General features: G+C 66.6%; 26 protein-coding genes, 1 tRNA gene and 1 pseudogene. 6 read left to right on the top strand and 22 right to left on the bottom strand.

Annotated features, from left to right (window positions below):
• Positions 1-153 precede the first annotated feature (153 nt).
• Positions 154-744, top strand: coding sequence for a hypothetical protein (locus MC375_RS14700; protein WP_242104149.1), 591 nt, complete (start codon positions 154-156; stop codon positions 742-744).
• Positions 745-1688: 944 nt separating this feature from the next.
• Here MC375_RS14700 and MC375_RS14695 read toward each other — a convergent pair.
• From MC375_RS14695 to MC375_RS14685, 3 genes are all read right to left on the bottom strand, one after another.
• The gene (locus tag MC375_RS14695; protein ID WP_242104148.1) at positions 1689-1928 is read right to left on the bottom strand and encodes a hypothetical protein; all 240 of its coding nucleotides are present in this window, start codon (positions 1926-1928) and stop codon (positions 1689-1691) included.
• Between the two features lie 919 nt (positions 1929-2847).
• Complete coding sequence (locus tag MC375_RS14690; protein ID WP_242104147.1) at positions 2848-3213, bottom strand: helix-turn-helix transcriptional regulator; 366 nt, start codon at positions 3211-3213, stop codon at positions 2848-2850.
• Positions 3214-3618: 405 nt separating this feature from the next.
• Positions 3619-4065 (bottom strand): hypothetical protein, encoded by a 447-nt coding sequence (locus MC375_RS14685; protein ID WP_242104146.1) that lies wholly within the window; start codon positions 4063-4065, stop codon positions 3619-3621.
• 561 nt (positions 4066-4626) lie between these two features.
• On the opposite strand from MC375_RS14685, the gene MC375_RS14680 reads away from it, so the two are divergent.
• Positions 4627-4872, top strand: a complete 246-nt coding sequence (locus MC375_RS14680) for a DUF1508 domain-containing protein (RefSeq protein ID WP_242104145.1) — start codon at positions 4627-4629, stop codon at positions 4870-4872.
• A 116-nt stretch (positions 4873-4988) separates the two neighbouring features.
• Here the strand turns inward: MC375_RS14680 and MC375_RS14675 are convergent.
• The 14 genes and pseudogenes from MC375_RS14675 to MC375_RS14610 all read right to left on the bottom strand — a co-directional run bounded on the left by MC375_RS14675 (position 4989) and on the right by MC375_RS14610 (position 15430).
• Positions 4989-5075: transfer RNA gene (locus tag MC375_RS14675), tRNA-Leu, on the bottom strand.
• Positions 5076-5269: 194 nt separating this feature from the next.
• The gene (locus MC375_RS14670) at positions 5270-5728 is read right to left on the bottom strand and encodes a DUF2214 family protein (RefSeq protein WP_242104144.1); all 459 of its coding nucleotides are present in this window, start codon (positions 5726-5728) and stop codon (positions 5270-5272) included.
• 104 nt (positions 5729-5832) lie between these two features.
• Positions 5833-6441 (bottom strand): cysteine dioxygenase family protein, encoded by a 609-nt coding sequence (locus MC375_RS14665; protein WP_242104143.1) that lies wholly within the window; start codon positions 6439-6441, stop codon positions 5833-5835.
• Positions 6442-6574: 133 nt separating this feature from the next.
• On the bottom strand, positions 6575-7690 hold the full coding sequence (locus MC375_RS14660) for a homoserine O-acetyltransferase (protein WP_242104142.1): 1116 nt from the start codon (positions 7688-7690) through the stop codon (positions 6575-6577).
• A gap of 99 nt (positions 7691-7789) precedes the next feature.
• Positions 7790-8785 carry a tetratricopeptide repeat protein gene (locus MC375_RS14655; RefSeq protein WP_242104141.1) on the bottom strand — a complete coding sequence of 332 codons (996 nt, stop codon included), beginning with the start codon at positions 8783-8785 and terminating at the stop codon, positions 7790-7792.
• The gene (locus MC375_RS14650) at positions 8785-9204 is read right to left on the bottom strand and encodes a cytochrome c-type biogenesis protein (RefSeq protein WP_242104202.1); all 420 of its coding nucleotides are present in this window, start codon (positions 9202-9204) and stop codon (positions 8785-8787) included. Before MC375_RS14650 ends, MC375_RS14655 begins: the two co-directional genes overlap by 1 nt.
• A gap of 38 nt (positions 9205-9242) precedes the next feature.
• Positions 9243-9791, bottom strand: a complete 549-nt coding sequence (locus MC375_RS14645; protein WP_277929511.1) for a DsbE family thiol:disulfide interchange protein — start codon at positions 9789-9791, stop codon at positions 9243-9245.
• A gap of 131 nt (positions 9792-9922) precedes the next feature.
• Positions 9923-11848, bottom strand: a pseudogene (locus MC375_RS14640) (heme lyase CcmF/NrfE family subunit); the annotation flags it as partial.
• A gap of 135 nt (positions 11849-11983) precedes the next feature.
• Entirely contained in the window at positions 11984-12463 is a 480-nt protein-coding gene (gene ccmE / locus MC375_RS14635; protein WP_242104139.1) for a cytochrome c maturation protein CcmE, read from the bottom strand.
• 83 nt (positions 12464-12546) lie between these two features.
• Positions 12547-12735 carry a heme exporter protein CcmD gene (locus tag MC375_RS14630; RefSeq protein WP_242104138.1) on the bottom strand — a complete coding sequence of 63 codons (189 nt, stop codon included), beginning with the start codon at positions 12733-12735 and terminating at the stop codon, positions 12547-12549.
• On the bottom strand, positions 12732-13481 hold the full coding sequence (locus tag MC375_RS14625; RefSeq protein WP_242104137.1) for a heme ABC transporter permease: 750 nt from the start codon (positions 13479-13481) through the stop codon (positions 12732-12734). The genes MC375_RS14630 and MC375_RS14625 overlap by 4 nt, the downstream gene beginning before the upstream one ends.
• Positions 13482-13502: 21 nt before the next feature.
• Positions 13503-14174, bottom strand: a complete 672-nt coding sequence (gene ccmB, locus MC375_RS14620; protein WP_242104136.1) for a heme exporter protein CcmB — start codon at positions 14172-14174, stop codon at positions 13503-13505.
• Entirely contained in the window at positions 14171-14824 is a 654-nt protein-coding gene (gene ccmA, locus MC375_RS14615; RefSeq protein WP_242104135.1) for a heme ABC exporter ATP-binding protein CcmA, read from the bottom strand. The genes ccmB and ccmA overlap by 4 nt, the downstream gene beginning before the upstream one ends.
• A 132-nt stretch (positions 14825-14956) precedes the next feature.
• Entirely contained in the window at positions 14957-15430 is a 474-nt protein-coding gene (locus MC375_RS14610; protein WP_242104134.1) for a DUF3293 domain-containing protein, read from the bottom strand.
• Positions 15431-15511: 81 nt separating this feature from the next.
• On the opposite strand from MC375_RS14610, the gene MC375_RS14605 reads away from it, so the two are divergent.
• Both MC375_RS14605 and MC375_RS14600 read left to right on the top strand, forming a co-directional pair.
• Complete coding sequence (locus tag MC375_RS14605) at positions 15512-16660, top strand: pyridoxal phosphate-dependent aminotransferase (protein ID WP_242104201.1); 1149 nt, start codon at positions 15512-15514, stop codon at positions 16658-16660.
• 131 nt (positions 16661-16791) lie between these two features.
• Positions 16792-17604, top strand: coding sequence for an amidohydrolase (locus MC375_RS14600; protein WP_242104133.1), 813 nt, complete (start codon positions 16792-16794; stop codon positions 17602-17604).
• 91 nt (positions 17605-17695) lie between these two features.
• On the opposite strand, the gene MC375_RS14595 is transcribed toward MC375_RS14600, so the two are convergent.
• Positions 17696-18469: a hypothetical protein gene (locus tag MC375_RS14595; protein ID WP_242104132.1), complete on the bottom strand. Its 774-nt coding sequence runs from the start codon at positions 18467-18469 to the stop codon at positions 17696-17698.
• A 188-nt stretch (positions 18470-18657) separates the two neighbouring features.
• Between MC375_RS14595 and MC375_RS14590 the strand changes: the two genes are divergently transcribed.
• Both MC375_RS14590 and MC375_RS14585 read left to right on the top strand, forming a co-directional pair.
• Positions 18658-20064 carry a nodulation protein NfeD gene (locus MC375_RS14590; protein ID WP_242104131.1) on the top strand — a complete coding sequence of 469 codons (1407 nt, stop codon included), beginning with the start codon at positions 18658-18660 and terminating at the stop codon, positions 20062-20064.
• An 83-nt stretch (positions 20065-20147) separates the two neighbouring features.
• Positions 20148-20930: a slipin family protein gene (locus tag MC375_RS14585; RefSeq protein WP_242104130.1), complete on the top strand. Its 783-nt coding sequence runs from the start codon at positions 20148-20150 to the stop codon at positions 20928-20930.
• Positions 20931-21113: 183 nt separating this feature from the next.
• Here MC375_RS14585 and MC375_RS14580 read toward each other — a convergent pair whose 3' ends face one another.
• The 4 genes from MC375_RS14580 to MC375_RS14565 form a co-directional block, all read right to left on the bottom strand.
• The gene (locus tag MC375_RS14580; RefSeq protein ID WP_242104129.1) at positions 21114-22715 is read right to left on the bottom strand and encodes a pseudouridine synthase; all 1602 of its coding nucleotides are present in this window, start codon (positions 22713-22715) and stop codon (positions 21114-21116) included.
• The gene (scpB, locus tag MC375_RS14575; protein WP_343223519.1) at positions 22708-23577 is read right to left on the bottom strand and encodes an SMC-Scp complex subunit ScpB; all 870 of its coding nucleotides are present in this window, start codon (positions 23575-23577) and stop codon (positions 22708-22710) included. Before scpB ends, MC375_RS14580 begins: the two co-directional genes overlap by 8 nt.
• A gap of 156 nt (positions 23578-23733) precedes the next feature.
• The gene (locus tag MC375_RS14570) at positions 23734-24693 is read right to left on the bottom strand and encodes a segregation/condensation protein A (protein ID WP_242104200.1); all 960 of its coding nucleotides are present in this window, start codon (positions 24691-24693) and stop codon (positions 23734-23736) included.
• Positions 24694-25058: 365 nt separating this feature from the next.
• Positions 25059-26285, bottom strand: a complete 1227-nt coding sequence (locus MC375_RS14565; protein WP_343223524.1) for a M12 family metallo-peptidase — start codon at positions 26283-26285, stop codon at positions 25059-25061.
• Positions 26286-26300 lie beyond the last annotated feature (15 nt).

The raw sequence follows: 26300 nt of genomic DNA, 5'->3' as shown, positions 1-26300 counted from the left end.
CCCGGGGTTAGCCCCTAGGTGTCGCTGTGAGCAGCTATGTGGGGAATCCAAGGGCCGCGCGCACCTGCTTTCGTCTCCACCTAACGGGTCACACTCGGGCGCGCCTTCTACCCCGCGCATAGCGGCTTACAGACCAACACAGAGGAGAGCCACATGGGCGTTCAGAAGCCCGAGGCAGAGAAAGGAGAAACCCACCGGCTTCGGAAGCTGCGCGAGCGGTTGCGCAGAGTAGATGAGCGACTTCAGGACTGGGACGAGCGGCTCGCTTACATTCATGCCGACAAGGTCGGCCGGTTTGAGTTCAGTTGGACTTTCCCCCAATCGGCATGGAGCGACTTTTCCGCCAAGGTGCTAAGCCGAATTGAGCACGACGCCTCAGGGACGTGCGCGCTATCCCGGGAATGGTGGGACAGAACGGCAGAGCGTAGGGAACGCTGCGCGCGGCTGGTGAAGACGCGTCCACCGGAACGAGATCCAGGCGCACCATTCGGAATCGGGCAGTTCTACGGATGGCCGCTCAAGGCTAGGCCGGCGGGCTGGCGCAGGGATGAGCCGGAAGCGGCGGGGACTGACGCACGGGGCCGAGCCGAAGCCATGCATGCCGCGGATGAAGCGCGGAAGGCGGAGGTGCGCCGCCAGCTGGAAGAGCGGCATCGGGAGCGCAAGGAACGCTCCCGGTTGCTGCTGGATGAGTTCAGGACCGAGCTTGACGCGTACGAAGCGAGACGATCCAACGGCGCCTGAAGAGGGCTAATGCGTAGTTGCAGTAGCCGGCAGCATGGGAGCGCGCGAAGCGGTCTGCAGTTTCTCCGGGGAGAAGTTGCTCGGTCGTTACGTCAATTCGCATGAAAGCCTCCAGTGAGCGGAAACAACTCCCGCAGCGCCATAGAACCATGGGAATCCATCCCGCGGTGCAGGTGCATCCGGGAGCGGATCGACTTCCGCAACCGCAGCGAGTCGATCGCTAAAAACAAGGCAAAACGCCTGACTACCGTTCGTCGGATTCGCGGCGCCTCTTGAGGTCGCTGACGGGCACGTCTGGCCATCACTTGCGAAAACCAAGAAAGAAGCGCAATGCCCCAACGCTCCGCAACGTAAGAAGACATCATCGAGCTTGGCGCCCCTGCGATCGTCGGGGAGATCCCCAGAGTTTCCGAGGCGACACCGAAGGCGAGCTTGAAGTCCCCTCGGTGAACGGTTCGCAGCGATCTCGCGGGCATGTACTTCGCAGGCGTTCCGGACGAAGACCGCTTACGACCAACCTGTGGCCAGAGATTCCTCGCGGCTGGTGGACCTTGCTAGCCCATTGCTTTGGGAGTGCCGCTCACTCTGTGATCTACGTGCTGGCCGAGAGCTCGGGCGGCGATGGCCCGGGCGGTCGGTTCTACCCGCGCGGCTCCATTGTGGCCGTTGACGAGCTCGCCACGAACCGCAGCGACGATCGGTTCAATGACGCCCTACGTGGCCCGGCACCCAAAGCGCCCGGAGGGCGTGGACAGCAGCGGGGCGCTCCACGCACTGGAAACCATGCGGTACGGGGTGCACCGCGTGGCGTGGGCGACAGAAGTCAACGTGTCGTTCACCAACGATCGCCGGTGACGGCGAGCATTCCTGCGTGGGTTCGTTCGCCGCGGCATGAAAGTAGGGGCAGCTAAGCTGCCCCCGTTGTGACGCTACTGAATTACTGCTTACTTCTTGCGCTGCGACAAGGCGCTCCCTGCCGCGGACTTCGACGCGGCAGAAGTGCGACCGTCGTGCAACACCTTCGACGCCGCGCTGGCAGCACGGGCAGACGTGGACTCGCCGCGAGTGCGGCTCTGGGTCAATGCGCTGCCCGCTGCCACGCGGGAGGCTTTGCCGGTGCTGTTGGAAGCCAGAACCTTGGCCGCAGCACTGGCTGCACGGGGACTCGTCATCTTGGATTTCATGGGAACTCCGATATCAGTTTTAGAAGGAGCGGCGGCGAACCGCCGCTCCGGGCTACATCAGCAGCGGACCAAGAAGCACCAGGCTTCGCGTCCGTAGTCGTGGGCGTCGAGCACCTTGGTCGAGTTCCTCACCCGACGGTAGCGACAGAACACCCAGCGGAACCCTTTAGGGGCTGGCTTTACGTTGCTCACTAGGCATAACACCTCCTTTGAAGCCCGATTGGGTACTTGCACGGTGTATGCCCGGTGTTATAGAGTCCCCGGGTAAGCCCGTTACACCTGCAAGCTCCAGTGGTGGCCACGGTCCCACTGAATTTCGAAGGCGGATCCCTTGGGATCCGCTTTTCTTTTTGGTTGTTAGTCAAGGTTTGGGTTACTCAGCAGTCGCGCGTTACGCATCGCGTTAACCTGTACCCGTGCCGCGTCTACTGTTACTCCGCACTGGTCTGCTACATCAAATACCGATCGGGCCGCCATAAGAAAACTCAACGGCATTAGAAGCGAGCCTGCGAATGAGTTGGCTTGCCACTCCGAGCTCCTGAAGGCTGGGATTTCTTCGCGTCGCCGGATGTTGCGTGTTAGTGCAGGGTCGTCGTGCATAAACAGGTGGCCGAGTTCATGTGCGAGGGTGAATCGGTCTCGACCTCTGTGCTGCCGAATGTTTTCGTAGACATCTTCCCGAAGTTGGATGTGATGTTGACCCGGAAACGTCCGTCCATGGTCCTCTCCCATCTCATACCGCTCGCCCAGTGAGAAAACGAACTCTGGCCACACTCTGGGCAGCCAGAGTTCGACAACATCCAACAGTGGGAAGAACGGGTCTGTAACTCTGAAATGCTCGCGGATCGAGACTGCAAACGCCTCGATTTTCGTCCTGCTCGTTGGAGGTACTTCAAAGCACAACCCGCTCATCTTTCTGTCACCGACTGTTGATTGCGTTGAGGAGGTCAGCCAGCTCCTTATCGCTCATCGTCTCGAAGCGCCTAGCAAAAGCTACGGCGGCCATCCTGGCTTGGTCTGATCGATCTGTCATGGACAATTTCACCTCCTTTTGTTGAAGCGCCGCAGCATCGTGCAGCGCTGAAATATCTGTGGCCCCTAGGTGCATCTGTCGCCCTACCTTCTCAACGAAGTCGGGTGGAACGGGTTTTCCTCTTTCCAGTGCGGAGACAAATGCCGCACTTACTCCTACTTGGTCTGCCAACTTTCCGAGAGTTAGGTCGTGGTCGATGCGAATCTTCCGTAGGGTTTTGCCGAACGTGGTCAAACCCTCATTGGTTTTCATGGCTGCATGTCGTGTTAGTCGTGTTAGTCGTGTTAGTCGTGTTAGTCGTGTTAGTCGTGTTAGTCGTGTTAGTCGTGTTAGGTCTTTTCGTCTCTTTGGGTTTCTTTGTGCTGCCAGAGGGGTTGTCTAATTCAACCTCTCAGGTTTAATTTGATCACGAGCGCGGTTGCGCCACAAGAGCGACAAGAATCACGTTCATAAACGGTTCATCTTAGCAATCTGGTGGCGTGTTAAACGCCGGCAGCCATGCATCCCTGCGGGGCCCGTCTCGCCGGATTCCCTGCCTTCCTAGGTGACAGGGCTCAGACGTTGCCGTTTGGTATAGGTGGCCGTCTGGCCCCTGTGGCCATAGTCAGCCAATGGCGCGAAGCGGACTAAGAAAATTCCGATTCTCGGTTCAGCGCCCTAGAAGATCCGCAGTTTCACGATCGCGCCAGCGAGCAGGAAGACGTAGCCCGGGCCAAGTAGCCAAATCTTGGCCCAGAAGAAGTTGTACATCGAAGCGGTGAGCGACTTCGGAATATCGACAAGTGCCTCGTCCGACCCATGAATGTCGAACTGTTCGTTGTAGAATTTTTTCCATATCCGGCTGCAGTGCACGTACTGCATTAGGTCCACGATGAGCGCGGCTGAAAGAAAGACGAGAGCAAGCAAAAGAATGTTGCTAAGCGGTCGCGCTGCAGCGTCATCGCGTAGCAGCCAGACTGTGGCTATCCCTGCATAAGCCAATTGGCGTCCAACATCGCTCGCCCTGCCATATGCGTCATTCTTCGTTTTGTCGACTTCAGAGAGCTTCTTCCCCTTTGTAGAGGGCTCTGGATTGCAGACATCGGGCTGTACAGCGGCACTCATTTGCCAGGACGCCTCGGGCCGGTATCGCCGCCACGATTGCCACCCTTTTGTCCGGGTGACGGAGTGTTGTGGGGTTTGGGTGGTGAACTCGGCTTGGTCGGTTGTGACTTGCTGGGCCGCGACGGTTTTTTTGCCATTTCAGATCCCCCTCAGATTTGCCCTAGACAAAGCATAGCCCGAGGGTGGCTTGGTTGGGATCAGCGCTGCGCAGGTTGGGGTCTTTGCCGTGACAATCCTTGTCCCGGATTTGGCCCTGCCGGTTGTCAATAACCACGTCACTCCCCCGAACGCGCGGCGCGGGTGGCTGCGGTGGCATCAATGGGAACGCGATAGGAATGCACGTGAGCGCGCGCCTCTTGAGCCGAAGTAGCGAGAGGGCGACGACGCGGATGGTATCGATTGGCTGCGAACCTAGAGACCCCTTCGGGGGGGCGGCTTATTTTTCGCTTGCATGCTCTCTAGAGGATCGCATTTGCAATTGCGATTCGATGGGCGGTTCACTCTTCTACGAACGTTGCCCGGGGACGGCCTGCTATGACCTTTCCCAAGGAGCAACTTCAAATGGCTGCACGCTATGTCCTTAGTAAATCCGGCACCCAATCCCGCTTCGTTCTGAAAGCGGGTAACGGAGAAACCATCCTCAACAGCGAGCGCCACACCTCAAGTGCGGGCGCTCTGGGCGGCATCGCATCGGTGCACGCGAACGCTCCGATTGATTCGCCATACGTCCGCAAGAATGCAACTAACGGCAGCCCGATGCGACCAAACGTGAGCAAGATCGAGCCCTGCACTAGCGGGACTTCTTGACTCTGCAGCCGGCGATGCTGGTTCCCCAATTTGGTTCCCCAATCGGTAGGCCGGCGGGGTCCCGTCTATGCGGTAACGCATTGATTATCTAGGGGTAAATTGGTGTGCGGTGCCGCTGGTGCCGGAGGTGGGACTCGAACCCACACGCTTTTAAGGGCGGCGGATTTTGAGTCCGCTGCGTCTACCGATTCCGCCACTCCGGCGCGGGCGGGGATTATAGCCGGGCGTGCTTGGGATTCGGGTTCTGGTCCTTCGACTTCGCACCTGCGGCGCTACGCTTAGGACGATCCTTCGACTTCGCGCCGTTGGCGCTACGCTCAGGACGAGCGGGGTTGGATTTGCGCCTTCAGCGCTACGCTCAGAGCCTGCCCCGGACTCGATCCGGGGACGAGCGGGTTCAAAGGTGCAGGCCGCCGTAGCGGGCCATGCCGGCGGCGGCGACCAGGATCACGGCGATCAGCAGCAGTTCGATGCGCACGATGCGGCGCAGGGCGGCGACTTCGGTGGCCGGGGGCAGGTAGCCCGAATCGGCCTTCAGCGCCTTGCGCCAGCGCAGGAAGCGCAGTGTCGGCAGGACCGACAGCAGCGCGGCGAGCACGAAGGCGCCGAGCTTGGCGTGGAACCAGGGGTTGTGTAGGTAGAAGTCTTCGCCCTTGATGCCCTGGAACACGCGCATCAGGCCGACCACCAGCAGCAGGGTGGCCACCATGCCGTAGCCGCGGTCCACGCCAGCCAGGCGCTTGAGCGCGGCGCCGTCGACGCTGCGGCTGAGCAGGACCGACTGGGTGACCAGCATCGCCACCAGGCCGAAGGCGAGCAGGTGGTGGAGGGAGGCGAGGATGAAGTCCTTGAGCATGTGGATCCTTTGGGAAAGTGCGCCCTCATCCGCCTTGGGCACCCCGGATCAGGTCCGGGGCAGGCTCTTCTCCCGCACGCGGGAGAAGGAAACCGAAAACCGAATTACGCGGCCTCGTCGGTCACCAGCGTCGCGTCCTGGCGCACGAACCATTCGCCGGACCGGTCGCTCGGCTGCGGAACGAACTTGGCGCAGCATTCCATTGGCGCCTTGTAGATGTGCAGCGAGATCGCCACCCGGTCGGGGCTGGCGTTGGCGATGGTGTGATATTCGTGCGGCGGGATCAGGCTGCCGGCGCTGCCGGGACCGGCGTGCATGCCGCCCGCGGCGCGGAAGCGGTAGCGTTCGCCGTCGTGTTCGAGCAGTTCGTACTGCACGATCTCCAGCTCGCCGTCCCACACGCCTTCCACGCACCACAGGCCGGAATGGTCGTGCACCGGCGTGCCCTGGCCGGGGCCCCACGTCATCGCGACCACGCTGTAGCCGTGCTTGGCGCTGCGGTAGATCTCGCGCCGCGCGTAATGGTCGGCGATCGGCTCGTGCACGCAGGCGGGCAGGCGCACGTCGCGGTCGCGGATCATGCGGCACAGGGCGTTGCGCAGGGCCGCGGTGACCGCGTGTTCGTCGCCGCTGGCGACGGCCGCGTCGATGGCGGCGACCAGCTTGTCGTGGCCGGGGAAATCGACGTCGGGACAGCAGGCTTCGGCGTTCATGGGGCGGATTCTAACGCTTCGCCGCTGGGTACCCGGAGAGGGGCAGCGTCTGGCCGGCGGAACGGTAGGCCGGCCCTACGTGGCCGGCGTCGTGGGTGGACGCCCGCGCGTGCGTCGGGGGCGTAGGCCCGACCTACAGGCTGTCGAGGAAGCCACGGACCGCCGGGCCGAAGCGCTCGATGTCGACCAGGAAGGCGTCGTGGCCCTGCGGCGAGGGCAGCGGCAGGAAGGCGGCGTCGCAGCCGCCCGCGCGCAGGCCGTCGGCGATCTCCTGCTGCTGCTGCAGCGGGAACAGGATGTCGGTGCGCACGCCGATGGCCAAGGCCTTGTCGACTCGGATCGCGGCCAGGCCGCTCATCACGTCGCCGTCGTGGCCTTCGCCCAGGTCGAACCAGTCCATCGATCGGCTGAGGTAGAGATAGCAGTTGGGGTCGAAGCGGCGGACGAAGCGGCGCGCATGGCCTTCCAGGTAGCTCTCGACCTCGAATTCGAGCCCGAACGGATCCTCGTCGTCGCGGCGGTCGGACTCCAGCCGCACGCGGCCGAAGCGGCCGTCCCATTCCAGCGCCGAGCGGTAGGTGATGACGCCGAGCTTGCGGGCCATGCGCATGCCCGATTCGGGATAGCTGGTCTCGTCGTAACGGCCTTCGTTCCACTTGGGGTCGAGCCGGATCGCCTCGCGCTGCAGCGAGCGGATCGCGATCGAAAACGGCAACGCGCGCGCCGCGCCCGAGATGTTGATGTGGGTGCGTGCCGACCCCGGATGCCGCGACAGGTAGGACAGGGCGGTCATGCCGCCCATGGAATTGCCGATCAGGCAGGCGAGGCGTTCGATCCCCAGCGCGCGGGCGACATGGTGCGCGGCGTCGGCGCCGTCCTCGACCGAAAGCTCGGGGAAATCGAGGCGGTAGGTGTCGCCCGTGTCCGGGTTGATCGATGCCGGGCCGGTGGAGCCCTTGCAGCTGCCGAGCGAGTTCACGCAGATCACGTACCAGCGCCCGGTGTCGATCGGCTTGCCGGGGCCGATCATGGATTCCCACCAGCCGGGGTCGGCATTGCCCGCGTTCGAGGCGGCATGCGCGTCCGGCGACAGGCCGGTGACGATCAGCACCGCGTTGTCGCGCGCTGCGTTGGGTTCGCCCCAGGTCTCGTAGGCGATACGCGCGCCGTGCAGCGCGCCGCCGCGCTTCATCGGGAACGGAGAGGGCAGGTCGAGGAAGCGCGTGCCGGGCGGGATGAATTCAGTCATGCGGGGGAGTTTAGCGAGGCGGCGGGGATTGGCAGATCGCGGCTGAAGCCGCTCCCACAAAGCCGCTCCCACAAAGCCGCTCCCACAAGTGCGGATGAGTCAGGGCTGGCCCAGTACGAGTTCGACGGCCTGACTCGCTGGCAGGGCGACGCGCACGGGTTTCGATTCGAGATCGCCTTGCTGGCGCGTGGCGTCGCCGCTGGCCGACAGCCGCGCGAACACCTCGACTTCCTTCAATGCCGACAGCTTCTGCGTGGGCATGGGGCTGTCGCTGTCGTCCAGGGTGATCGTGGCCGGCACATCGCGCAGCGCATGTTTCTCGGCCGCGACCGGCATGGGCGGGCCGCCCGGGACGCGGGCGATGATGAAGACGCTGGCGTTGGGCATGCGCGCGGACAGACTCGGGTCGATCTTCAGCGACACGCTCAGCGCGCCGGCGGGCGCCGGCGCCGGCGCCTGCGCGGGCAGGGGCGGAAGTCCCGCGTCCTTGCGCGCTGCCTCGATTTGCGGGCGCAGGGCGGCGGCGGCTTTCGGGTCGACGCTGGCGAGCAGCGGTTCCCAGGTGCTGGCGGCCTGCGCGTGCTCGCCGCGCTGGCGCAGGGCGACGCCCAGGAACCAGCGGGCGCGCTGGTGCATCGGCTGCACGCGCAGCGCGTTGCGGAGCATGGCGACGGCTCCGTCGTCGAAGCGACGGTCGGCATCGGCCAGGGCGGAGGCTTCGGCGGCTTCGGTGAGGAGATCAGCGTCGTCCGGCGCCAGCTTCACGGCGCGCGCGTAGGTATCGCGCGCCTTGGCCGGTTGTTCCTGCTGCAGGTAGGCGCGGGCCAGCAGGCGCAGGCCGTCGACCTGGTTGGGGTCGCGCTGCAGTTCGGCTTCCAGGCGGGTGATGGCTTCGTCCATCGTTTTGGGCATTTCGCGCTGCGCCGGATCCAGCGCGGCGGGCGTGCCGACCAGCCGATAAAGCAGGCCGGTGGCGATGGCCAGCGCTGCTATCGCTGCTAACGCCGGCAGGGGGCGCTGGCGCCACAGCGGATGCAGCACCCAGGCGAACGTGGCCAGGACCAAGAGCGCGGCGAGGGCGACGAAGACGGCCATCACCACTCTTGCGAATCGTCGGCGGCCACGGGCGTGCGTGCGCGTCGGCGCACGATGCGCGCGACGACCACGCCGCCCACCAGCACCAGCAGCGCCGGGCCGAACCACAGCAGCCAGGTGCCGGACTCGACCTGCGGACGGTAGAGCACGAACTCGCCGTAGCGCTGCACCAGGAATTGCTTGATCTGCGCATCGGTGCGGCCTTCGCGCATCAGCTGCAGCACTTCGGCGCGCAGATCGTAGGCGATCTGGGCGTTGGAATCGGCCAGCGACTGGTTCTGGCACATCACGCAGCGCAGCTCGGCTGCGAGCGCGTGGAAGCGGGCTTCTTCCGCGGGGTCCTGGAATTGCAGCGGCGCGGGATCGGACCGCACCTGGGCCGGCGCCGGCAATGCGATCAGCAGCGACGCCAGCAGCAGTGGCGCCAATGCCGCGATGCGATGCCAGGGCAGGCGCTTCACCTGCGCGAGCCTTCGATCTGCTGCAGCATGGGCATGATTTCCTTGCGCACGACCTCGTCGCTGATCGGCCCGACGTGCTTCCAGCGGATCACGCCATTGGCATCGACCAGGAAGGTTTCCGGCGCGCCGTAGATGCCCCAGTCGATCGCGTTGCCGCCTTCGACATCGGTCACCACCAGCCAGAAGGGATTGCCGAACTGTTCGAGCCAGCGCAGGGCATCGGCGCGTTCGTCCTTCCAGTTGTAGCCGACCACGCGCACGCGCTTGCGCTCGGCGAACCGCGTCAGCACCGGATGCTCGATCCGGCACGCCGCACACCAGCTGCCCCAGACGTTGAGCAGGAACGGCGCGCCGCGCAGGTCCTTCAGGGTCACGATGCGCTCGGGCTCGTGCAGCGAGGGCAGCGCGAAGTCCGGCGCCGGCTTGCCGATCAGCGGCGAGGGCAGGGCATCGCGGTCTGCGCGGCGGCTCATCCACACACCTGCGGCGAGCAATACAGCGAGCGCGGCGAAAACGAGAAGTGGAAGCCAACGGGAGGTCTTCATGGGTCTCCGTCTCCGAATGAATCATCAGGCCGTTGGTGGTCGCGAGCGATCATGACGCCGATTGAGGGTTCCCATGCGGTGGCAGGATCACGCGCATACGGATCGGCAGGTTCGCGCACAAGGTTTTGCATGCGAAAGCGCCGGTCGGTGGCGGTCACGAAGCCGCCGAGGGCCATCAGGATCGCGCCGAGCCAGATCCAGCGCACGAACGGCTTGACGTGCACGCGCAGCGCCCACGCGCCCCCGCCGAGCGGCTCGCCCAGCGCGACGTACAGGTCGCGGGTGAATCCGGGCTGCAGCGCGGCCTCGGTCATCACCTGTCCACCGGCGGCATAGCTGCGCTTTTCCGGATGCAGGGTATCGATGCTGGCGGTGCCGCGCATGACCTGCACGCTGCCGTAGTCGGCCGTGAAGTTGGGGCCGACGCGCTGTTGCACGCCGTCGAAGCGGAAGTCGTAGCCGCCCAGCTGCACCGACTGGCCTGGCATTACCGCCAATTCGCGCTGTGCGCTCAGGCCTTCCACCAGCAGCGCGCCGATCAGGAACACGGCAACGCCCAGGTGCGCCAGCGTCATGCCAAGCATTTCGGCGGTGAAGCGCGAGCCGTTGCCGCGCACGCGGGCCCAGACGAAGCGCAGCGTACCCGCCGCGATCCAGGTCGCACCGGCCAGGCCTGCAGCGGTTTTCCATTTGCCCTGCGGCGCCAGGAAGAAAGCCGCGATGCCGACCCCCACCGCCAGGCCCAGCCACGGCACCAGCAGGCGCAGCGGCTTGGCCATCTCGTCGCGCTGCCAGCGGGTCAGCGGACCGAACGGTAGCAACAGCACCATCGGCGCCATCAGCACGGTGAACAGCAGTGCGAAATACGGTGGCCCGACCGAAATCTTGCCCAGTTCCAGCGCGTCGGCCAGCATCGGATAGAGCGTGCCGAGCAGCACCATTGCGCAGGCGGCGGTGAGCAGCAGGTTGTTGAGCAGCAGCAGGGTCTCGCGCGATGCGGGTGCGAATGGCTTGCCGTCGCCGCCGTCAGGGCTGCGCAGCGCGTACAGCAGCAGCGAGCCGCCGATCACGATGCCGAGGAAGATCAGCACGAACAATCCGCGGGTCGGATCCGCGGCGAAGGCGTGCACGCTGGTCAGCACGCCCGAGCGCACCAGGAAGGTGCCGAGCAGGGACAGCGAGAACGCAGCGATCGCCAGCAGCAGGGTCCAGCCGGCGAAGCTGCCGCGCTTCTCGGTGACCGCTTGCGAATGCAGCAGCGCCGTGCCGGCCAACCAGGGCATGAAGCTGGCGTTCTCGACCGGATCCCAGAACCACCAGCCGCCCCAGCCCAGCTCGTAATAGGCCCACCACGAGCCGAGCGCGATACCGAGGGTAAGAAAACCCCAGGCGACATTGGTCCACGGCCGGGTCCAGCGCAGCCAGTCGCGCCACTCGCGTTCGCCCTGGCCCTGCCGCAGCGCTGCAGCATCCAGCAGCGCCGCGATCGCGAACGCGAACGGCACCGAGAAGCCCACGTAGCCCAGGTACAGCATCGGCGGATGAATGATCATCCCCGGATCCTGCAGCAGCGGATTGAGGTCGCGCCCTTCGGCCGCGGCCGGGAGCAGGCGCTCGAACGGATTGCTGGTGAAGATCAGGAAGGCCAGGAAGCCCACGCCGACCACGCCCATCACGCCGAGTACGCGCGCGCTCACGCGCATCGGCAACGCACGCGAGAAGCGGGCGACCGCGGCGGTCCATAGCGCCAGGATCAGCGTCCATAGCAGCAGCGAACCTTCGTGCGCGCCCCACACTGCGGTGTATCGGTAGACCACCGGCAGCAGCGAGTTGGAATTCTCGGCGACGTAGCGCAGCGAGAAATCGCGCGCGACGAAACCCGCGGTGAGCAGGCCGAAGGCGAGCGCCACCAGCACCAGCTGCGCATACGCGGCCGGGCGCGCGACGCGCATCCAGGCCTCGACACCGCGCTGCGCGCCGGCCAGCGGCAGCCCGGCCTGCAGGATGCCGACCAGCAGGGCGAGGATCAGCGCGATCTGGCCGAGTTCAGGCAGCATGAGCTTGCCTCCGACAGTACATGTGGGAGCGCGCTCGCGCGCGAATGCCCTTGTTCGGGCTGCCGTGAGCAGATGCGGGGACGGCAATCGCGGGCAAGCCCGCCCCCATAAGGCGGCGCCTGGCCACTGCCGCCATCAGGGCGATGTCCCGGTGCTTGGCACCTGCACGTCGTGCTTCACATGCGCCTTGCCCATCTTGTCCGCCACTTCCTTGGGCATGTAGGTCTCGTCGTGCTTGGCGAGCACCTGCTCGGCGACGAAGGTGTCGCCCTGCATGCGCCCGGTCGCGACCACCGCCTGCTTCTCGCGGAACAGGTCGGGCAGGATGCCGGTGTAAACGACGGGCAGGGTCGCATCGCCATCGTCGACGCGGAAGCGCGCTTCCAGGGTACCGGAGGTGCGCTGCAGCGAACCGGCCTGCACCATCCCGCCGAGGCGGAACCTGGCCTTGCCCGACGACACCGCTTCGCCGGCGCTGCCGCTGAGCACTTCGTTGGGCGTGTACAGATAGGCCACGTTGCGCTGCAGGGCGAAGGCGACCAACGTCGCCGCCACCGCGGCGGCGAGCAGCAGGGCCAGGATCAACAGCAAGCGGCGTTTACGGGTGGGGTGCATGAAAGGGTTTCTTCTCGTCATTCCAGCGCAAGCTGGAATCCATTTTGATCTTGCTGGGACAGAGGACAGGCTTCCGAGACAAATCAAACTGGATCCCGGCTTTCGCCGGGATGACGATCCTTGGATTTGATGAGTTCAGTGGTGGCCCGCGCCGTCCGCAGCTTCGCCGCGCGCAGCTGCTGCCGGATCTGCAGCTTCGGCGAGAGCCAGTCCCACAGTATCCCCGCCACGAACACCGCATAGGCGGCGATCACATAGTTCTGGTAGCTCATGCGCGCGCTCCGGCGAGCTGCGCGACCCAGTCCTTGCCCGCTTCGCGCCGCAGGTTGTCGGCGCGCGCGCGCTGCAGCAGCGCGCCGATGAACCACAGCTTGGTGCCGATGATCATCCAGATCAGCGGCTGGAGCATGCTCGGATCCATGCTCGATTCGCCCAGCAGGCGGATGGTCTGGCCCTGGTGCAGCGAGTTCCACCACACCACCGAATAGCGGATCACCGGCAGCAGCACCACGCCGACGATGGCCAGCAGACCGGCCGCGCGCGCGGCGTTGCGGCGGTCGTCGATGGCGCCGTACAGGCCCATCACGCCCAGGTACAGGAACAGCAGGACCAGTTCCGTGGTCAGGCGCGGATCCCAGTCCCACCAAGTGCCCCACATCGGCTTGCCCCAGATCGAACCGGTGACCAGGGTGATCAGGGTGAAGGCCGCACCGCTGGGCGCGCAGGCCATCGCCAGGATCTCGCACAGCTTGATCCGCCAGATCAGCGCGATGGCCGCGTACAGCGCCATCAGCGCGAAGATCGCCATGCTCATCCATGCGCTGGGCACGTGCACGTACAGGATGCGGAAGCTGTCGCCCTGCTGGTAATCCGCGGGCACCACGAACAGGGCCATGTACATGCCGACCGCCATCAGCGCCGCACCCAGCGCATACGCCCACGGCGCCCAGCGCGCGGCGAAGCGGTCGAAGGTCGGCGGCGAGCCGAGTTGGTGGAACCAGCGGAGCAGAGGATTCATCGAAACTTCAATTCACGCGGCCTAGCTCAGTGAAATCCGGATCGCGGCGGCGGCGGCCAGCGGCGCCAGCACCAGCGCCAGCGCCAGGCCTGCGCCCAGCAGCAGCAGGGCTCCCGCGAACTCCAGGCCTTGCGCAGCCGCGGTGACGCTGCCGGCGCCGAACACCAGCACCGGCACGTACAGGGGCAGGGCGAGCAGGGCCACTAGGATACCGGAGCGGCGCATGCCCACGGTCAGCGCGGCGATCACTGCGCCCAGCAGCGCGAGCAACGGCGTGCCCAGCAGCAGCGAGGCCATCAGGACCGGCAACTGCGCATGCGGCAGGTACAGCAGTTCGCCCAGCAGCGGCGTGGCCAGCACCAGCGGCAGGGCCGTCGTGGCCCAGTGCACCAGGGTGCGCACCAGCACCAGCCAGGCCAGCGGTACCGGCGCCAGCAGCCATTGCTCCAGCGAGCCGTCCTCGGCATCGCCACGGAACAGGGTGTCCAGCGCCAGCAGGCCCGCCAGCAGCGCCGCGACCCAGAGCACCGCCGGGCCGAGCTTGGCCAGGGCCTGCCGCTCGGCACCCAGCGCCAGCGCGAACAGCACCACCACCAGCACCGCGAACAGCAGCGGCTGCAGGGCATCGCCGCGCCGGCGCCACAGCAGGCGCAGGTCGCGGGCCACCAGCGCGCGGGCTGCGGCCAGCATCATGCCGCGCCACCGAGCCGCAGTTCGCGGGTCCGCACCGGCGGCGCCGCGTAGGCGCCATGGGTGGTGACCAGCGAAGCGCCACCGTCGTCCAGGTGTCCCTGGACCAGGGCGTTGACCAGTTCGATGCCCTGCAGGTCGAGATTCGCGTAGGGCTCGTCCATTAGCCACAGCGGTGCAGGCGACAGCCACAGGCGTGCGAGCGAGGCGCGCTTGCGCTGTCCGGCGGACAGTTGCCGCGCCAGCGCGTCGTCGTAGCCGGCCAGGCCGACCAGGTCCAGCGCGGCGGCGATGCTGCGCTCGGGCCTGCGCCCGTGCAGCCCGCACAGGAAGCGCAGGTTTTCCAGCACCGTCAGGTCTGCCTTCAACGCCGGCAGGTGACCAAGATAGGCGATGCGATGGCTGCGCTCGGCGTGCCCGGCGATCACGCCGTCGATCTCCACCTCGCCGCTGTCGGCCTGCAGCAGCCCGGCCAGCACCCGCAGCACCGTGGTCTTGCCGGCGCCGTTGTCGCCGCGCACCAGCAGCGCCTCGCCGGCGTCGACCGAGAACGATAGCGGCCCGAACACCGGCGTTTCGTTGCGGGCGAACATGAGGCCGCGCGCAGCGAGGAGTGGGTGAGGAGCTGCGTTAGGCCGATGCCCTATCGGCATCGGCCGCAGCTCCGAACGCCTGGCCAGGGATGGCCGGGCCGGACGATCCGGAGCCGGAAAAGCGGCGCCATGGATGGCAGCGATGATTTCACGAAACAGGACGGTCCCAAGCGTCAGACGCGGCTTGTACGCTTATTTTAGCCAGTCGACGCAGGGAAAGGCTTCGTAGCCCGGCGGTGGCGCGGCATCCATGCGCAGCCGCACCGCGCGGCCCCGGTCCCATGCCACCGTGCCCAGCTGACCGAAGCGGCGGCCCAGCGCATCGAGTTCCTGGGTCGGCAGGTCGATCACCAGCCAGCTGGGTTCGCGCCAGCTGCGGTCGGTTGCCGACGAGAACGCCGCCCGGCTGTTGTACGCGCTCTCGGCGATCAGCCGGTGCAGTTCGGCGTCCTCGCGCCGGTTGACCGCCTTTTCGCGCGGCACCGAGTACGGATCCCAGGCAGAAAGCAGCGCGAAGCAGTGCGCGCCGGGAAAAGCGGCCTCGACTTCCGGGGCGCGCTCGCCGATCCGGATCCAGCGCCATTCGCCGTCCAGCTCCCAGCGGTAGTCGGCGAGCAGGTAGGCATCGAGCAGTTCGGCGACGCGGGCTGGTGTGAGGACATGCATCCGACAGGTTTATCCGATCGCACCCGAACCGTAAACTCTTGACGAACGCAACGACGGATGGATGCGATGCCGGACAGCCCCATGCGGGTCGATACCAAGCTGCCCAAGGTCGGTACCACCATTTTCACGGTGATGTCGCAGCTGGCGGTCGAGCACGGCGCGGTCAACCTGGGACAGGGGTTTCCCGACTTCGCCGTTCCGGCGCGTCTGGTCGACGAGCTCGACAAGGCGATGCGCGCGGGCCATAACCAGTACGCGATGATGACCGGCGTGCCCGCGCTGCGCCAGGCGATCGCGCGCAAGACCATGCGCGTCTACGGGGTCGAACCCGACGCGGACCGCGAGATCACGGTGACCAGCGGCGCGACCGAGGCGATCTTCAACGCCATCGCCGCGGTCGTGCGCCCGGGCGACGAGGTCATCGTGCTCGATCCCTGCTACGACTGCTACGAGCCCGCGATCGACCTGGCCGGTGGCAAGGCGGTGCACGTCGCGCTGGACCCGCGCACGTTCGCACCGGACTGGGCTGCGGTGCGCGCGGCGATCACTTCGAAAACGCGGATGCTGATGATCAACAGCCCGCACAATCCGTCCGGCGCGATGTTGTCCGAGGCGGACATGCGCACGGTCGCGGATCTGCTGCGCGACACGGAGATCTTCCTGCTGTCGGACGAGGTGTACGAACACATCGTCTTCGACGGCGCGCGCCATGAGTCGGTGCTGCGTTATCCGGAGTTGCGCGCGCGCGCGTTCGTGATCTCCAGCTTCGGCAAGACCTACCACTGCACCGGCTGGAAGATCGGCTACTGCATCGCAGCGCCGGCCCTCAGTGCGGAATTCCGCAAGGTGCACCAGTACAACGTGTTCTGCACCTTCAACCCGGCCCAGCACGCGTTCGCCGCCATGCTCGATGCCGAGCCTGAGCACTATGAGCAACTGGGCGCCTTCTACCAGGCCAAGCGCGACCGCTTTCGCGAGCACCTGCTGACCACCAGGCTCGCGCCACTGCCGGTGCCGGGCGGATATTTCCAGCTGGTGGATTATTCCGGGGTCAGCGACCTGGACGATGTCGCCTTCTGCCGTTGGCTGACGGCCGAGCAGGGCGTCGCTGCGATTCCCTTGTCGCCATTCTACGAAACCCCGCCCCCCGATCAGCGCCTGGCACGGCTGTGCTTCGCCAAGAACGAAGCCACGCTCGACGCCGCCATCGAACGCCTGCAAAAGCTTTAGATCCCATGTGGGAGCGCGCTTGCGCGCGAATGCCTTTCGGACAGTCCCTCAATCAGCCTCTCAACCAGCCCGTCGAGAGCAATCGCGCGCAAGCGCGCTCCCACAGGGCGTCGCCCCCGTATCATCTGCCCATGAACAACCTCCGCGTCTCACTGGTCCAGGGCGAAACCCGCTGGCACGATCCTGCCGGCAACCGCGATTACTACGGCGATCTCATCGAATCGCTGCACGGCATCACCGACCTGGTGCTGTTGCCGGAAACCTTCACCAGCGGCTTTTCCAACGAGGCCATCGCCCAGGCCGAAACCATGGACGGACCCACCGTGGCGTGGATGCGCGAGCAGGCCCGTCGGCTGGACGCCGCGATCTGCGGCAGCGTGCAGATCCGCCAAACCGATGGACCGCGCAAGGACCGCGTGTTCAACCGGCTGCTGTTCGTCACTCCGGATGGAAACCTGCAGCACTACGACAAGCGCCACCTGTTCCGCTATGCGAAGGAGCATGAGCGCTACGCCGGCGGCAGCGAGCGCCTGACCGTCGAGTGGAAAGGGTGGCGGATCTGCCCGCTGGTCTGCTACGACCTGCGCTTCCCGGTGTTCTCGCGCAACCGCTACGACGTGGAACGCCCGGGGATGCTCGATTACGACCTGCTGCTATACGTGGCCAACTGGCCCGCGGCCCGCGCGTACCCGTGGAAGACCCTGCTGCGCGCGCGCGCGATCGAGAATCTGTGCTACGTCGCCGGCCTCAATCGTGTCGGCACCGACGGCAACGGCCTGCAGTATTCCGGCGACAGTGCGGTGATCGACTTCCTCGGCCACCCGGTCAGCGAATGCACCGACGAAGAGGTGGTGGCCACCACCACGCTGCTCGCCGCCGAACTGGCCGCGCATCGCGAGCGGTTTCCAGCGATGCTCGACGCAGACCGGTTCACGTTCTCGTAGAGCCTGCCGCCGCGTCCAGCGGTTCCCCAGGCAATGGCGCGCACCAACGGCGCGCGCCATTGGTCATGTGGTCTGGGTCATGCGACCGGGGTCATGGCAGATCGATTTCGATGGCTTCCGTCGAAGTGCGCCGACCGCCGCCCATTCCCTCGATCATCACCAGGCCGAACGGCGGGCAATAGTGCTTGTGCTCCACCGCCCCAACTTCCAGCGGGCTCCACTCCTTGGTGACCAGGCAGCCGTCGAATTCGCCGAGACCGATCGAAACGGGCCGATCCACACCGATCACTTTGCCCATGTCTTCGGCGACATCCTCGTAGTACTCCTGCTGGTAGAACGCGCCAGGGCTCGGCTCGGCCAGCATGATCAGTCCGGCCACCGCGCCATCGAGGCCAGCCTGCCATGAGCCTTCCTTGCTGCTGCCGGTTGGATTGCCGTCCTCGTCGTAGAGGAATTCGGTCGTGTCTTCGCCGAAGTACCAGATGTTGCCGGCGTCGTCCTGCGCATACCAGTCGAACGTGTCTTCCAGCAACAGGTCGCGGCCGCCGTCGCAGTCTTCATCCAGCCACTCGCGGTCGGCGATCACGCGTGCGCTCAAGCCCGCATAAGCGCCGGTGAAATCGCTCTTGCTGGCGTCGGTGACGAGGAACTCGTTGATCACGCACTCGTCCTCGCTCACTTCCGAATAGACGACGCGCGTACCCGGCGCGAGCGGCCAGTACGGATTGTCGATGGTCAGCGGTGTGCTGAAATCGGCGGGATCGAAGGGGTATTCGACCAAGCCGCCGTCGGCGGCCGAGGTGGCCGTGGCTGCAGCGAGGATGGCGCCGCAAACGGTGGAAGCGAGTCTTGCCGGGATGCCCATGCCCGTGCCTCCGTTTGCGTTGGCCCGGCGTCAGGCTAGTCCCGCGATTCATAACGCGGCGAGAAGCCCATGTGAGGGAGGACTAACAGTTCGGGGGCAGGCGGACTGCAGCGCCGCGTGCCCTGCATTTTCCTTAACGCCCGGTGTTGTTAACTGCGAACCGGCCCTCGAGTTCCAGGCGGGGCACGATGAAACGGTCGCTGCGCTTGTTGTGTCTGATTGCCGCCCTGGCCATGGGGGCGGGGGGGCTGGCGGCGCAGAAGCCCGTAGCGATGTCCGATGGCGTGTTGCTACTGGACATCAAGGGCGGCATCGGCCCGGCCACCCGCGATTACGTGCGCCGTGGCCTGGAACGCGCAGCCGCGGACAAGGCCGCTGCGGTCGTACTGCGGATCGATACGCCCGGCGGGCTGGACGCCGCGACCCGAGACATCAATCGCGACATCCTCGCCGCACAGGTGCCGGTGATCGCCTGGGTGGCGCCGGAGGGCGCGCGCGCCGCCAGTGCCGGCACCTACATCGTGTACGCCAGCCACCTGGCAGCGATGGCGCCGGCCACCTCGCTTGGGGCGGCCACGCCGGTGGCGCTGGGCGGCGGGGGATTCCCTGGCGGGCGTCCGGAACCCGACCAGCCGGAGGCCGGGCCCGCGGGCGATGGGAAAGGGGCCAAGGACGACGTCCCGCAGCGGCCCGACACCACTGTCCGGCGCCACAGCGCAGGCGAGGAGAAGGCCGTCAACGACGCCGTCGCCTACCTGCTCACGCTGGCGGAGCTACGCGGGCGCGATGCCCGGTTTGCAGCCGCCGCGGTGCGCGATGCCGCTACGCTCACCGCGCGCCAGGCACTGGCTCGCGATGTGGTCGAAATCATCGCCAGCGACATCGACGACCTGCTGCGCCAGGCCGACGGTCGTGAGGTCGCCCTGCGCGACCGCCGCGTCACCCTGGCCACCCGCGGTGCCAACGTTGCCTCGTACGCACCGGATTGGCGCAACCGGATCCTGGCGGTGCTCACCGAGCCCACCGTCGCCTATCTGCTGCTGCTGATCGGTCTGTACGGGTTGATCCTGGAAGGCTACAGCCCCGGCGCTGTGCTACCGGGCGTGGTCGGCGCCATTTCGCTGCTGCTCGCGCTGTATGCGCTGCAGGTATTGCCGGTCAACTATGCAGGGGTGGCGTTGATCGTGTTGGGAGTGATCCTGATCGCGGTCGAGTTCGCCATGCCCAGTTTTGGGGTGCTCGGGATCGGCGGCGTGGTCGCGCTGATCGCGGGCTCCCTGATCATGTTCGATACCGAGGTGCCCGGCTACGGCGTCTCCGGCCGCCTGATCGCCGGCATCGGCCTGGCCAGTGCGGTGGCGTTCGCGGCCCTGGCCTGGCTGGCCATGCGCGCGCGAAGGCAACCGGTCAGCAGCGGCGTCGGCGACATGCGCGGTCAGCTGGCGACGGTGGTCGCGGATTTCGACGGTGTCGGCCGGGTCCTGATCCGTGGCGAAATCTGGCAGGCCCGCAGCGACAGGCCGCTGCGCCGCGGCGAGGTGGTGCGGGTGGTGGCGGTACAGGGCCTGGTATTGCAGGTGGCATCGCCGGACTAGGCGCGCCTGGTTTGCGCCCTGTCCGTCCGCGAGTCGCACGATCGCCGTTGCATGCGCACGGCGCAGCCGCAAGGAGGTGATCCATGAACCTGATCGTCTATTTCCCGCTGGTGGCGCTGGTCGCCATCCTGGTGTTCAGCGCCATCAAGATCCTGCGCGAATACGAACGCGGCGTGGTGTTCCAGCTGGGCCGCTTCTGGAAGGTCAAAGGTCCGGGCCTGATCATCCTGATCCCGATCGTGCAGCAGATGGTGCGCGTGGACCTGCGCACCATCGTCATGGATGTGCCGACACAGGACGTGATCTCGCGCGACAACGTTTCGGTCAAGGTCAACGCCGTCGTCTACTTCCGCGTGGTCGACCCGCAGAAGGCGATCATCAACGTCGAGCACTACTACGAGGCCACCAGCCAGCTCGCCCAGACCACCCTGCGCTCGGTGCTGGGCAAGCACGAACTCGACGAGATACTGGCCGAGCGCGACAAGCTCAACGACGATATTCGCACCATCCTCGACGCGCAGACCGACGCCTGGGGGATCAAGGTCGCCAATGTCGAGATCAAGCATGTCGACCTCAACGAGACCATGGTGCGCGCCATCGCCAAGCAGGCCGAGGCCGAGCGCGTGCGCCGCGCCAAGGTGATCCATGCCGACGGCGAAGCGCAGGCCGCCGAAAAGCTCGTTGTAGCGGCCAAGCTGCTCGCCGCCGATCCGCGCGCCATCCAGCTGCGCTACCTGCAGACCCTCACCGAGATCGCTGGCGAAAAGAGCTCGACGATCGTATTCCCGCTGCCGATGGACCTGATCCAGCCGATGCTGGACCGGCTGGCTGCAGCTGCGCCCGGTCGCGGCGGAGACGCCTTGTGAATCCAGCGGTCGAAAGCGATCTCACGGATCGCGGCTGTCAATTGCAGGAGCGGCGTAAGCCGCGAGCTTCCCGCTGCATGCCGGCCGGCCGGGGGCCCGCGACTGACGTCGCTCCTACGCATGCGCCCACGGTTTCGGTCCCTGACCTCCCGGCCGTAACGCTGGGTCCGGCTGCGCAGAGCCCTAACGGTTGCCGCTACCCCGCGGCCCGCGGTTGCCGCCGGGCCGGTTGCCACCCGGGCGCGGGGCCCCCGGACGCGGTGCGCCTGGACGTGGCCCACGCGGGCCGCCCGGGCGGTTGCCCGGTGGACGCGGGCTGGCGGGACGATCGCCGTAGGGATTGAAGCGTCCGGGATTGGCATGGTCCGACGGGAAGCTCGGTGCGTTGCCGGGGTGGCCGTAGGGCTTGGGCGCGCGGCCCTGGCCCTGGCCGGCCCCGCGCGGACCGCGCGGCTGGTCGGCACCGAAGCCGCCTTCGCCGCGGCCGCCGCCCTGGAATCCACCGCCGGCACGCGGCGGGCGATTGCCTGCAGGGCGCCCGCCGCCGGGCTTCTTGGCGTAGGGCTTGCGTGGGGCATGGCCATCGGGATTGCGATGGCCGCTGGGCCCTGTGTCGACGCCTTCGGGCACGTACCAGGAGCGGAACGCCGCGGGATTGCCTTCGGGCAACGCCCGCGAATGCTTGTCCTTGCGCTGCTTGAACGGCTTCTGCGACTGCTTGGCGGCGGCTTCGCCGCTCACCGTCAGGCCGCCGTGTGGCTTGCGCGGACCGCCGCGCCCGCGTCCACGGTCCTCGCGCACATGGTCGAAGCGGCGCAGCTCGCGGCCTTCGTCGGCGGTGTTGTGTCCGCCCACGTAGCCGTGCGAGCGCTTGTCGCTGCCGACGTGTACGGTCGACTTGGCGGCTTTGCGCTGGCCGATTACCGGCTGCAGGGTGAGCGCGGGCGGCGGACCGTCTTCGAGCTTGAGCTCGGCGCGCAGCGCGGCGACCTTCTCGTCGGAGAGCTCCTGCGACTGCCCGCGCAACAGCGGTTGCGGCAGGGTGATGGATCCGTAGCGGACCCGCTTCAGGCGCGACACCTGGCAGCCTTGCGATTCCCAGAGCCGGCGTACTTCGCGGTTGCGGCCTTCCTTGAGCAGGACCCGGAACCAGTCGTGCGAATCAGTGCCACCGATCCGCTCGATCTCGTCGAACTTCGCCGGACCGTCTTCCAGCGCGACGCCGCGGCGCAGGCGGTCGACGAGCTTGTCCGACACCGTGTCCTCGCCTTCGGGTGCGCGCACGCGGCAAACGTATTCGCGCTCGACCTCGAACGAGGGATGCATCATCGCGTTGGCCAGTTCGCCGTCGGTGGTGAGCAGCAGCAGGCCGGTGGTGTTGATGTCCAGGCGCCCGATGGCGATCCAGCGCGCGCCCTTGAGCGCGGGCAGGGCTTCGAAAATGGTCGGGCGGCCTTCGGGGTCCTCGCGGGTGGTGACCTCGCCCTCGGGCTTGTTGTAGATCAGCACGCGCGACGGGTCGGTCAGCGCGCTGGCCACGAACACCTTGCCGTCGATCTCGATCCGGTCGCCGCCACGCACGCTCATGCCGGTCTGCGCGACCTCGCCGTTGACCTTGACCATGCCTTCGGCGATGCGCTGTTCGAGCGCGCGCCGCGAGCCCAGGCCGGCCTGGGCGAGCACCTTGTGCAGGCGCTCCTCCAGCTTCGGCGCGGCGGCGGGATCTGGTGCGGCATTGCTGCGCTTCAGAGACAGTTTGCGGCTGCCGTTGGTTTCTTCACTCATGTCTTGCTCCGGTGCTGTCGCCTTCTTCGGCGAGGGCAGGTTGAATTTCGTCGTCGTTTTCGATGGCGGGCTGCGACTGGGCGTCCGCCTCGGCGATCGCGGGATCGCTGTCGGCGCGTTCCTCGCGCAGGGTGTCGTGTTCGGGTTCGGCGGTGGCTTCGTCGGCGACGGGAACTTCCGCCGATACGTCATGGGCGTCGTCTTCTGCCGTTGCGGCGGCGCTTTCTCCCGCTTCGGCGTCCCTGCCGGCTTCGGCCATGTCGGTGCGACCCAGGTCGGAGATGTTGTCGACCACGATCGGGTCGGGGTCGAACTGCAGTTGCGGTTCGAGTTCGCCGAAGTCCTTCAGTTCCGACAGCGGCGGCAGCTGGTCCAGGCGCTGGAGGCCGAAGTAATCGAGAAACGCCCGGGTGGTTCCGAGCAGCTCAGGCTTGCCGGGCATGTCGCGGTGGCCGACGACCCGGATCCACTCGCGCTCTTCCAGCGCCTTGATGATGTTGCTGTTCACCGCCACGCCGCGGATCTGTTCGATCTCGCCACGCGTGATCGGCTGGCGATAGGCGATCAGGGCCAGCGTTTCCAGGGTGGCGCGGGTGTACTTGGTCTGGCGTTCGCTCCACAGGCGCGCCACCCACGCATGCACGTCCGCCTGCACCTGGTAACGGAAGCCGGAGGCGACCTCGACCAGCTCGACGCCACGGTCGGCGGACTGCTCGCGCAGGGTTTCCAGCGCCTGTTCGACGCTGCCTTGCGGTGCGGGCTCGTCCAGCGGGAACAGGCCGTGCAATTGCGCCAGGGTCAGCGGCTGGTTGGCCGCGAGCAGCGCGGCTTCGACGATACGGGTGATAAAGGTTTGGTCCATGCTTTTTTCGGCGCCAGTGAATGCCGTTGGTCCCGAGCGTCCTTCGACTTCGCGGGCTGTGCCCGCTGCGCTCAGGATGAGCGGTGGTTTTCTAGTTGGTCCTGAGCGTAGGCGCGAAGCGCCGAGTCGAAGGGCACCCAGGACGAACGGTAGGGTTCAGGAGTCGTTGGCCGCCTCGGCGTCCTCGTCGAACTCGCTGGTTAGGTCGAGCGCCGAATCGCCACCGGTGGCCAGCGACTTGACGTAGATCGGCGCGGGCGGGCGACGCTCGCCTTGGCGAGCGTCAGCGACTTGCTCCTGCACCACGTCGAGCAGGCGCTCCTTGGCCAGTTCCAGGATCGAGAGGAACGTGACCACCACGCCGAGCTTGCCTTCGCGCGCCTCGAACAGCGATTCGAAGCGGTGGAAGCTGCCGTCGGCCAGGCGCGTGAGCAGCTCGCCCATGCGCTGGCGCACGCTCAGCGCGTCGCGCTTGATCGCGTGGCCGGTGAACAGCTCGGCGCGCTTGAGCACGTCGTGCAGCGCCAGCAGCATCTCACGCAGGTCCACCGCGGGCGGCAGCTTCACCGAAGCCCGGTCGGGCACGAAGGCGCTGGCCGGGCTGGTGTCGCGATCCATGCGCGGCAGGGCGTCCACGTCCTCGGCCGCCTGCTTGAAACGCTCGTATTCCTGCAGCCGCCGCACCAGGTCGGCTCGCGGGTCATCCTCGAGGCCTTCGACCTCCGCCGAGCGCGGCAGCAGCATCCGCGATTTGATCTCGGCCAGGATCGCGGCCATCACCAGGTACTCGGCGGCCAGCTCGAACCGCAGCTCGTGCATAGCCTGGATGTAGTCGACGTACTGGCGGGTGATCTCCGCCACCGGAATGTCGAGGATGTCCAGGTTCTGGCGGCGGATCAGATAAAGCAGCAGGTCGAGCGGACCTTCGAACGCCTCGAGGATGATTTCCAGCGCGTCCGGCGGGATGTACAGGTCCTGCGGGATCTGCAGTACCGGCTGGCCCAGCACCATCGCCAGCGGAATCTCATGCTGCTGCGGCGCCTGCTGCTGCGGACGGTTGGACGCGGCTTGAGCGGTGTGCGCGTCGGGCACGTTAGGCACGCTGTTCTGGGTCATCGGGTCGGCGCGGGCGCCGTCACTGCTGGGGTGGGGCATGCGGACACCGCAGGCCGTCTGCGCCACACACGGCATGCCCTGCGGGATGGCGGGCCGGTGCGGATCGTGGAACCGCATCGGCGCAACGCGTCGCGGGGGCGACGGCGGACAGCGGGACGCGGTTCGTCTACGGGTTCTATGCGAGGGTCGGGAAAGCGGCTTGCGCCCGGGAGCCAGGGCGGAACCGTGTACCGGCACTGGCCGGATCCCCACGGCCGCTGCAGCCGGCCTCGAATTCCCACTCAGGGTAAGGGCTGGCCCCGGCCGTGTCCAGCACGGGGCCAGCAGGATCGTTCAGCCCGGCGCTGTGCGCCCGGCCACGACGGTCAGCGGAACGCCGCGATCGTCGCCTTGGTGCCGACGAGCACGCGCTGGTTGTGGCTCTTGTCGTAAGTGCCCATGGGCACGCCGCCGTACAGGACGGCCGGGTTGGACCAGTAGTTCAGGCGCGGGCAGCCGCGCGTGCAGTCGTAGGCCATGACCGTGCGCCAGGCGCCGTTGGGTTCGCGATAGCCGTGGCCATAGGCATACGGCGATGTGCTCGGATCGGTGGCCGGATCGTGTCTGGCCGACTGCAGGTGGCCGATCTCGTGGGCGAAGCTGTAGTAGCCGGTGATGCAGTCCCAGTAGGCGGTCGCGAACGCGGTCGCGGCGGTGGATCCAATGCCGGAAGCCAGGCCGCAGGCCGAGGCGTCATTCGCCACCAGCACGCCCACGTCCGCCGCCGCGCCGTCGCGGACGCCATGGATGTTGTCCATGTATCCATCGCCGGTGCCGCGGAACCGGGACAGGTCCGTGCTCATTCCGGCGGTGGCGTAGGTCGTCGTCGAATAGCTGGCCAGCACCAGGTCGATGCCGACGTTGGAGTTGGCGTAGCCCTGGTTGGATTCGGCCACGGCCAGCTGGCTGAGCGCCTGCATGTCGCCACCGTAGGCGGCGATGGCGTCGTTGGTGGCGACCACCATCACCCGGATCGTCGCCGTAGGACCGGGGTCGACCGGCGTGCCGCCACCCCCGCCGCAGTTTTCCTTGCGCGGGTTGCAGGGTTTGGCATTGGGCGTGGGACCGGCCGCCTTCATCGCCGCTTCCTGCAGGATGCGCGCATAGGCATCTTCGGGGTGATCGGCGGGCATCGCGCGCTCGTCGACCTGGATCACCGCGTGGTCGCCATTTGGCAGCGGCCGGATCCGGAACAGCGTGCCATCGACGCGGACCGAACCGGTGACGCCCATCGCGCTGCGTACCAGGGTGGCGGAGTTGAGCGGATCGATGCCGCTGCGCGTCGCCTTCGCGCCACTGAGCGAACCCGACCAGATCAGGTTGCCCGCCTGCGCGTGCTCCACCTTGGTGCGGTTGGCAGCTACGCTCCGGCCCGGCAGGTCGAGCTGCAATCGGTCGGTGTCGCCGGCCACGCTGGCGGCATCGATCCGCACCACGCGTACAAGGCGTGTCGACGGATTGTCCAGAATCCTTTCCAGCACGCGCTGGTTGGCGCTGCTCGCCTGGGCAGCCAGCCCCTTGACCAGGGTTCGTTCGGCCGCCTGGGCGCCCATCGCCAGTGAAATTCC

The organism is Lysobacter sp. M2-1, assembly GCF_022662495.1.
Taxonomy (GTDB): domain Bacteria; phylum Pseudomonadota; class Gammaproteobacteria; order Xanthomonadales; family Xanthomonadaceae; genus JAKPBU01.
Note: the sequence above shows the minus strand (reverse complement) of the source record. Positions and strands in the feature narration are given on the sequence as shown.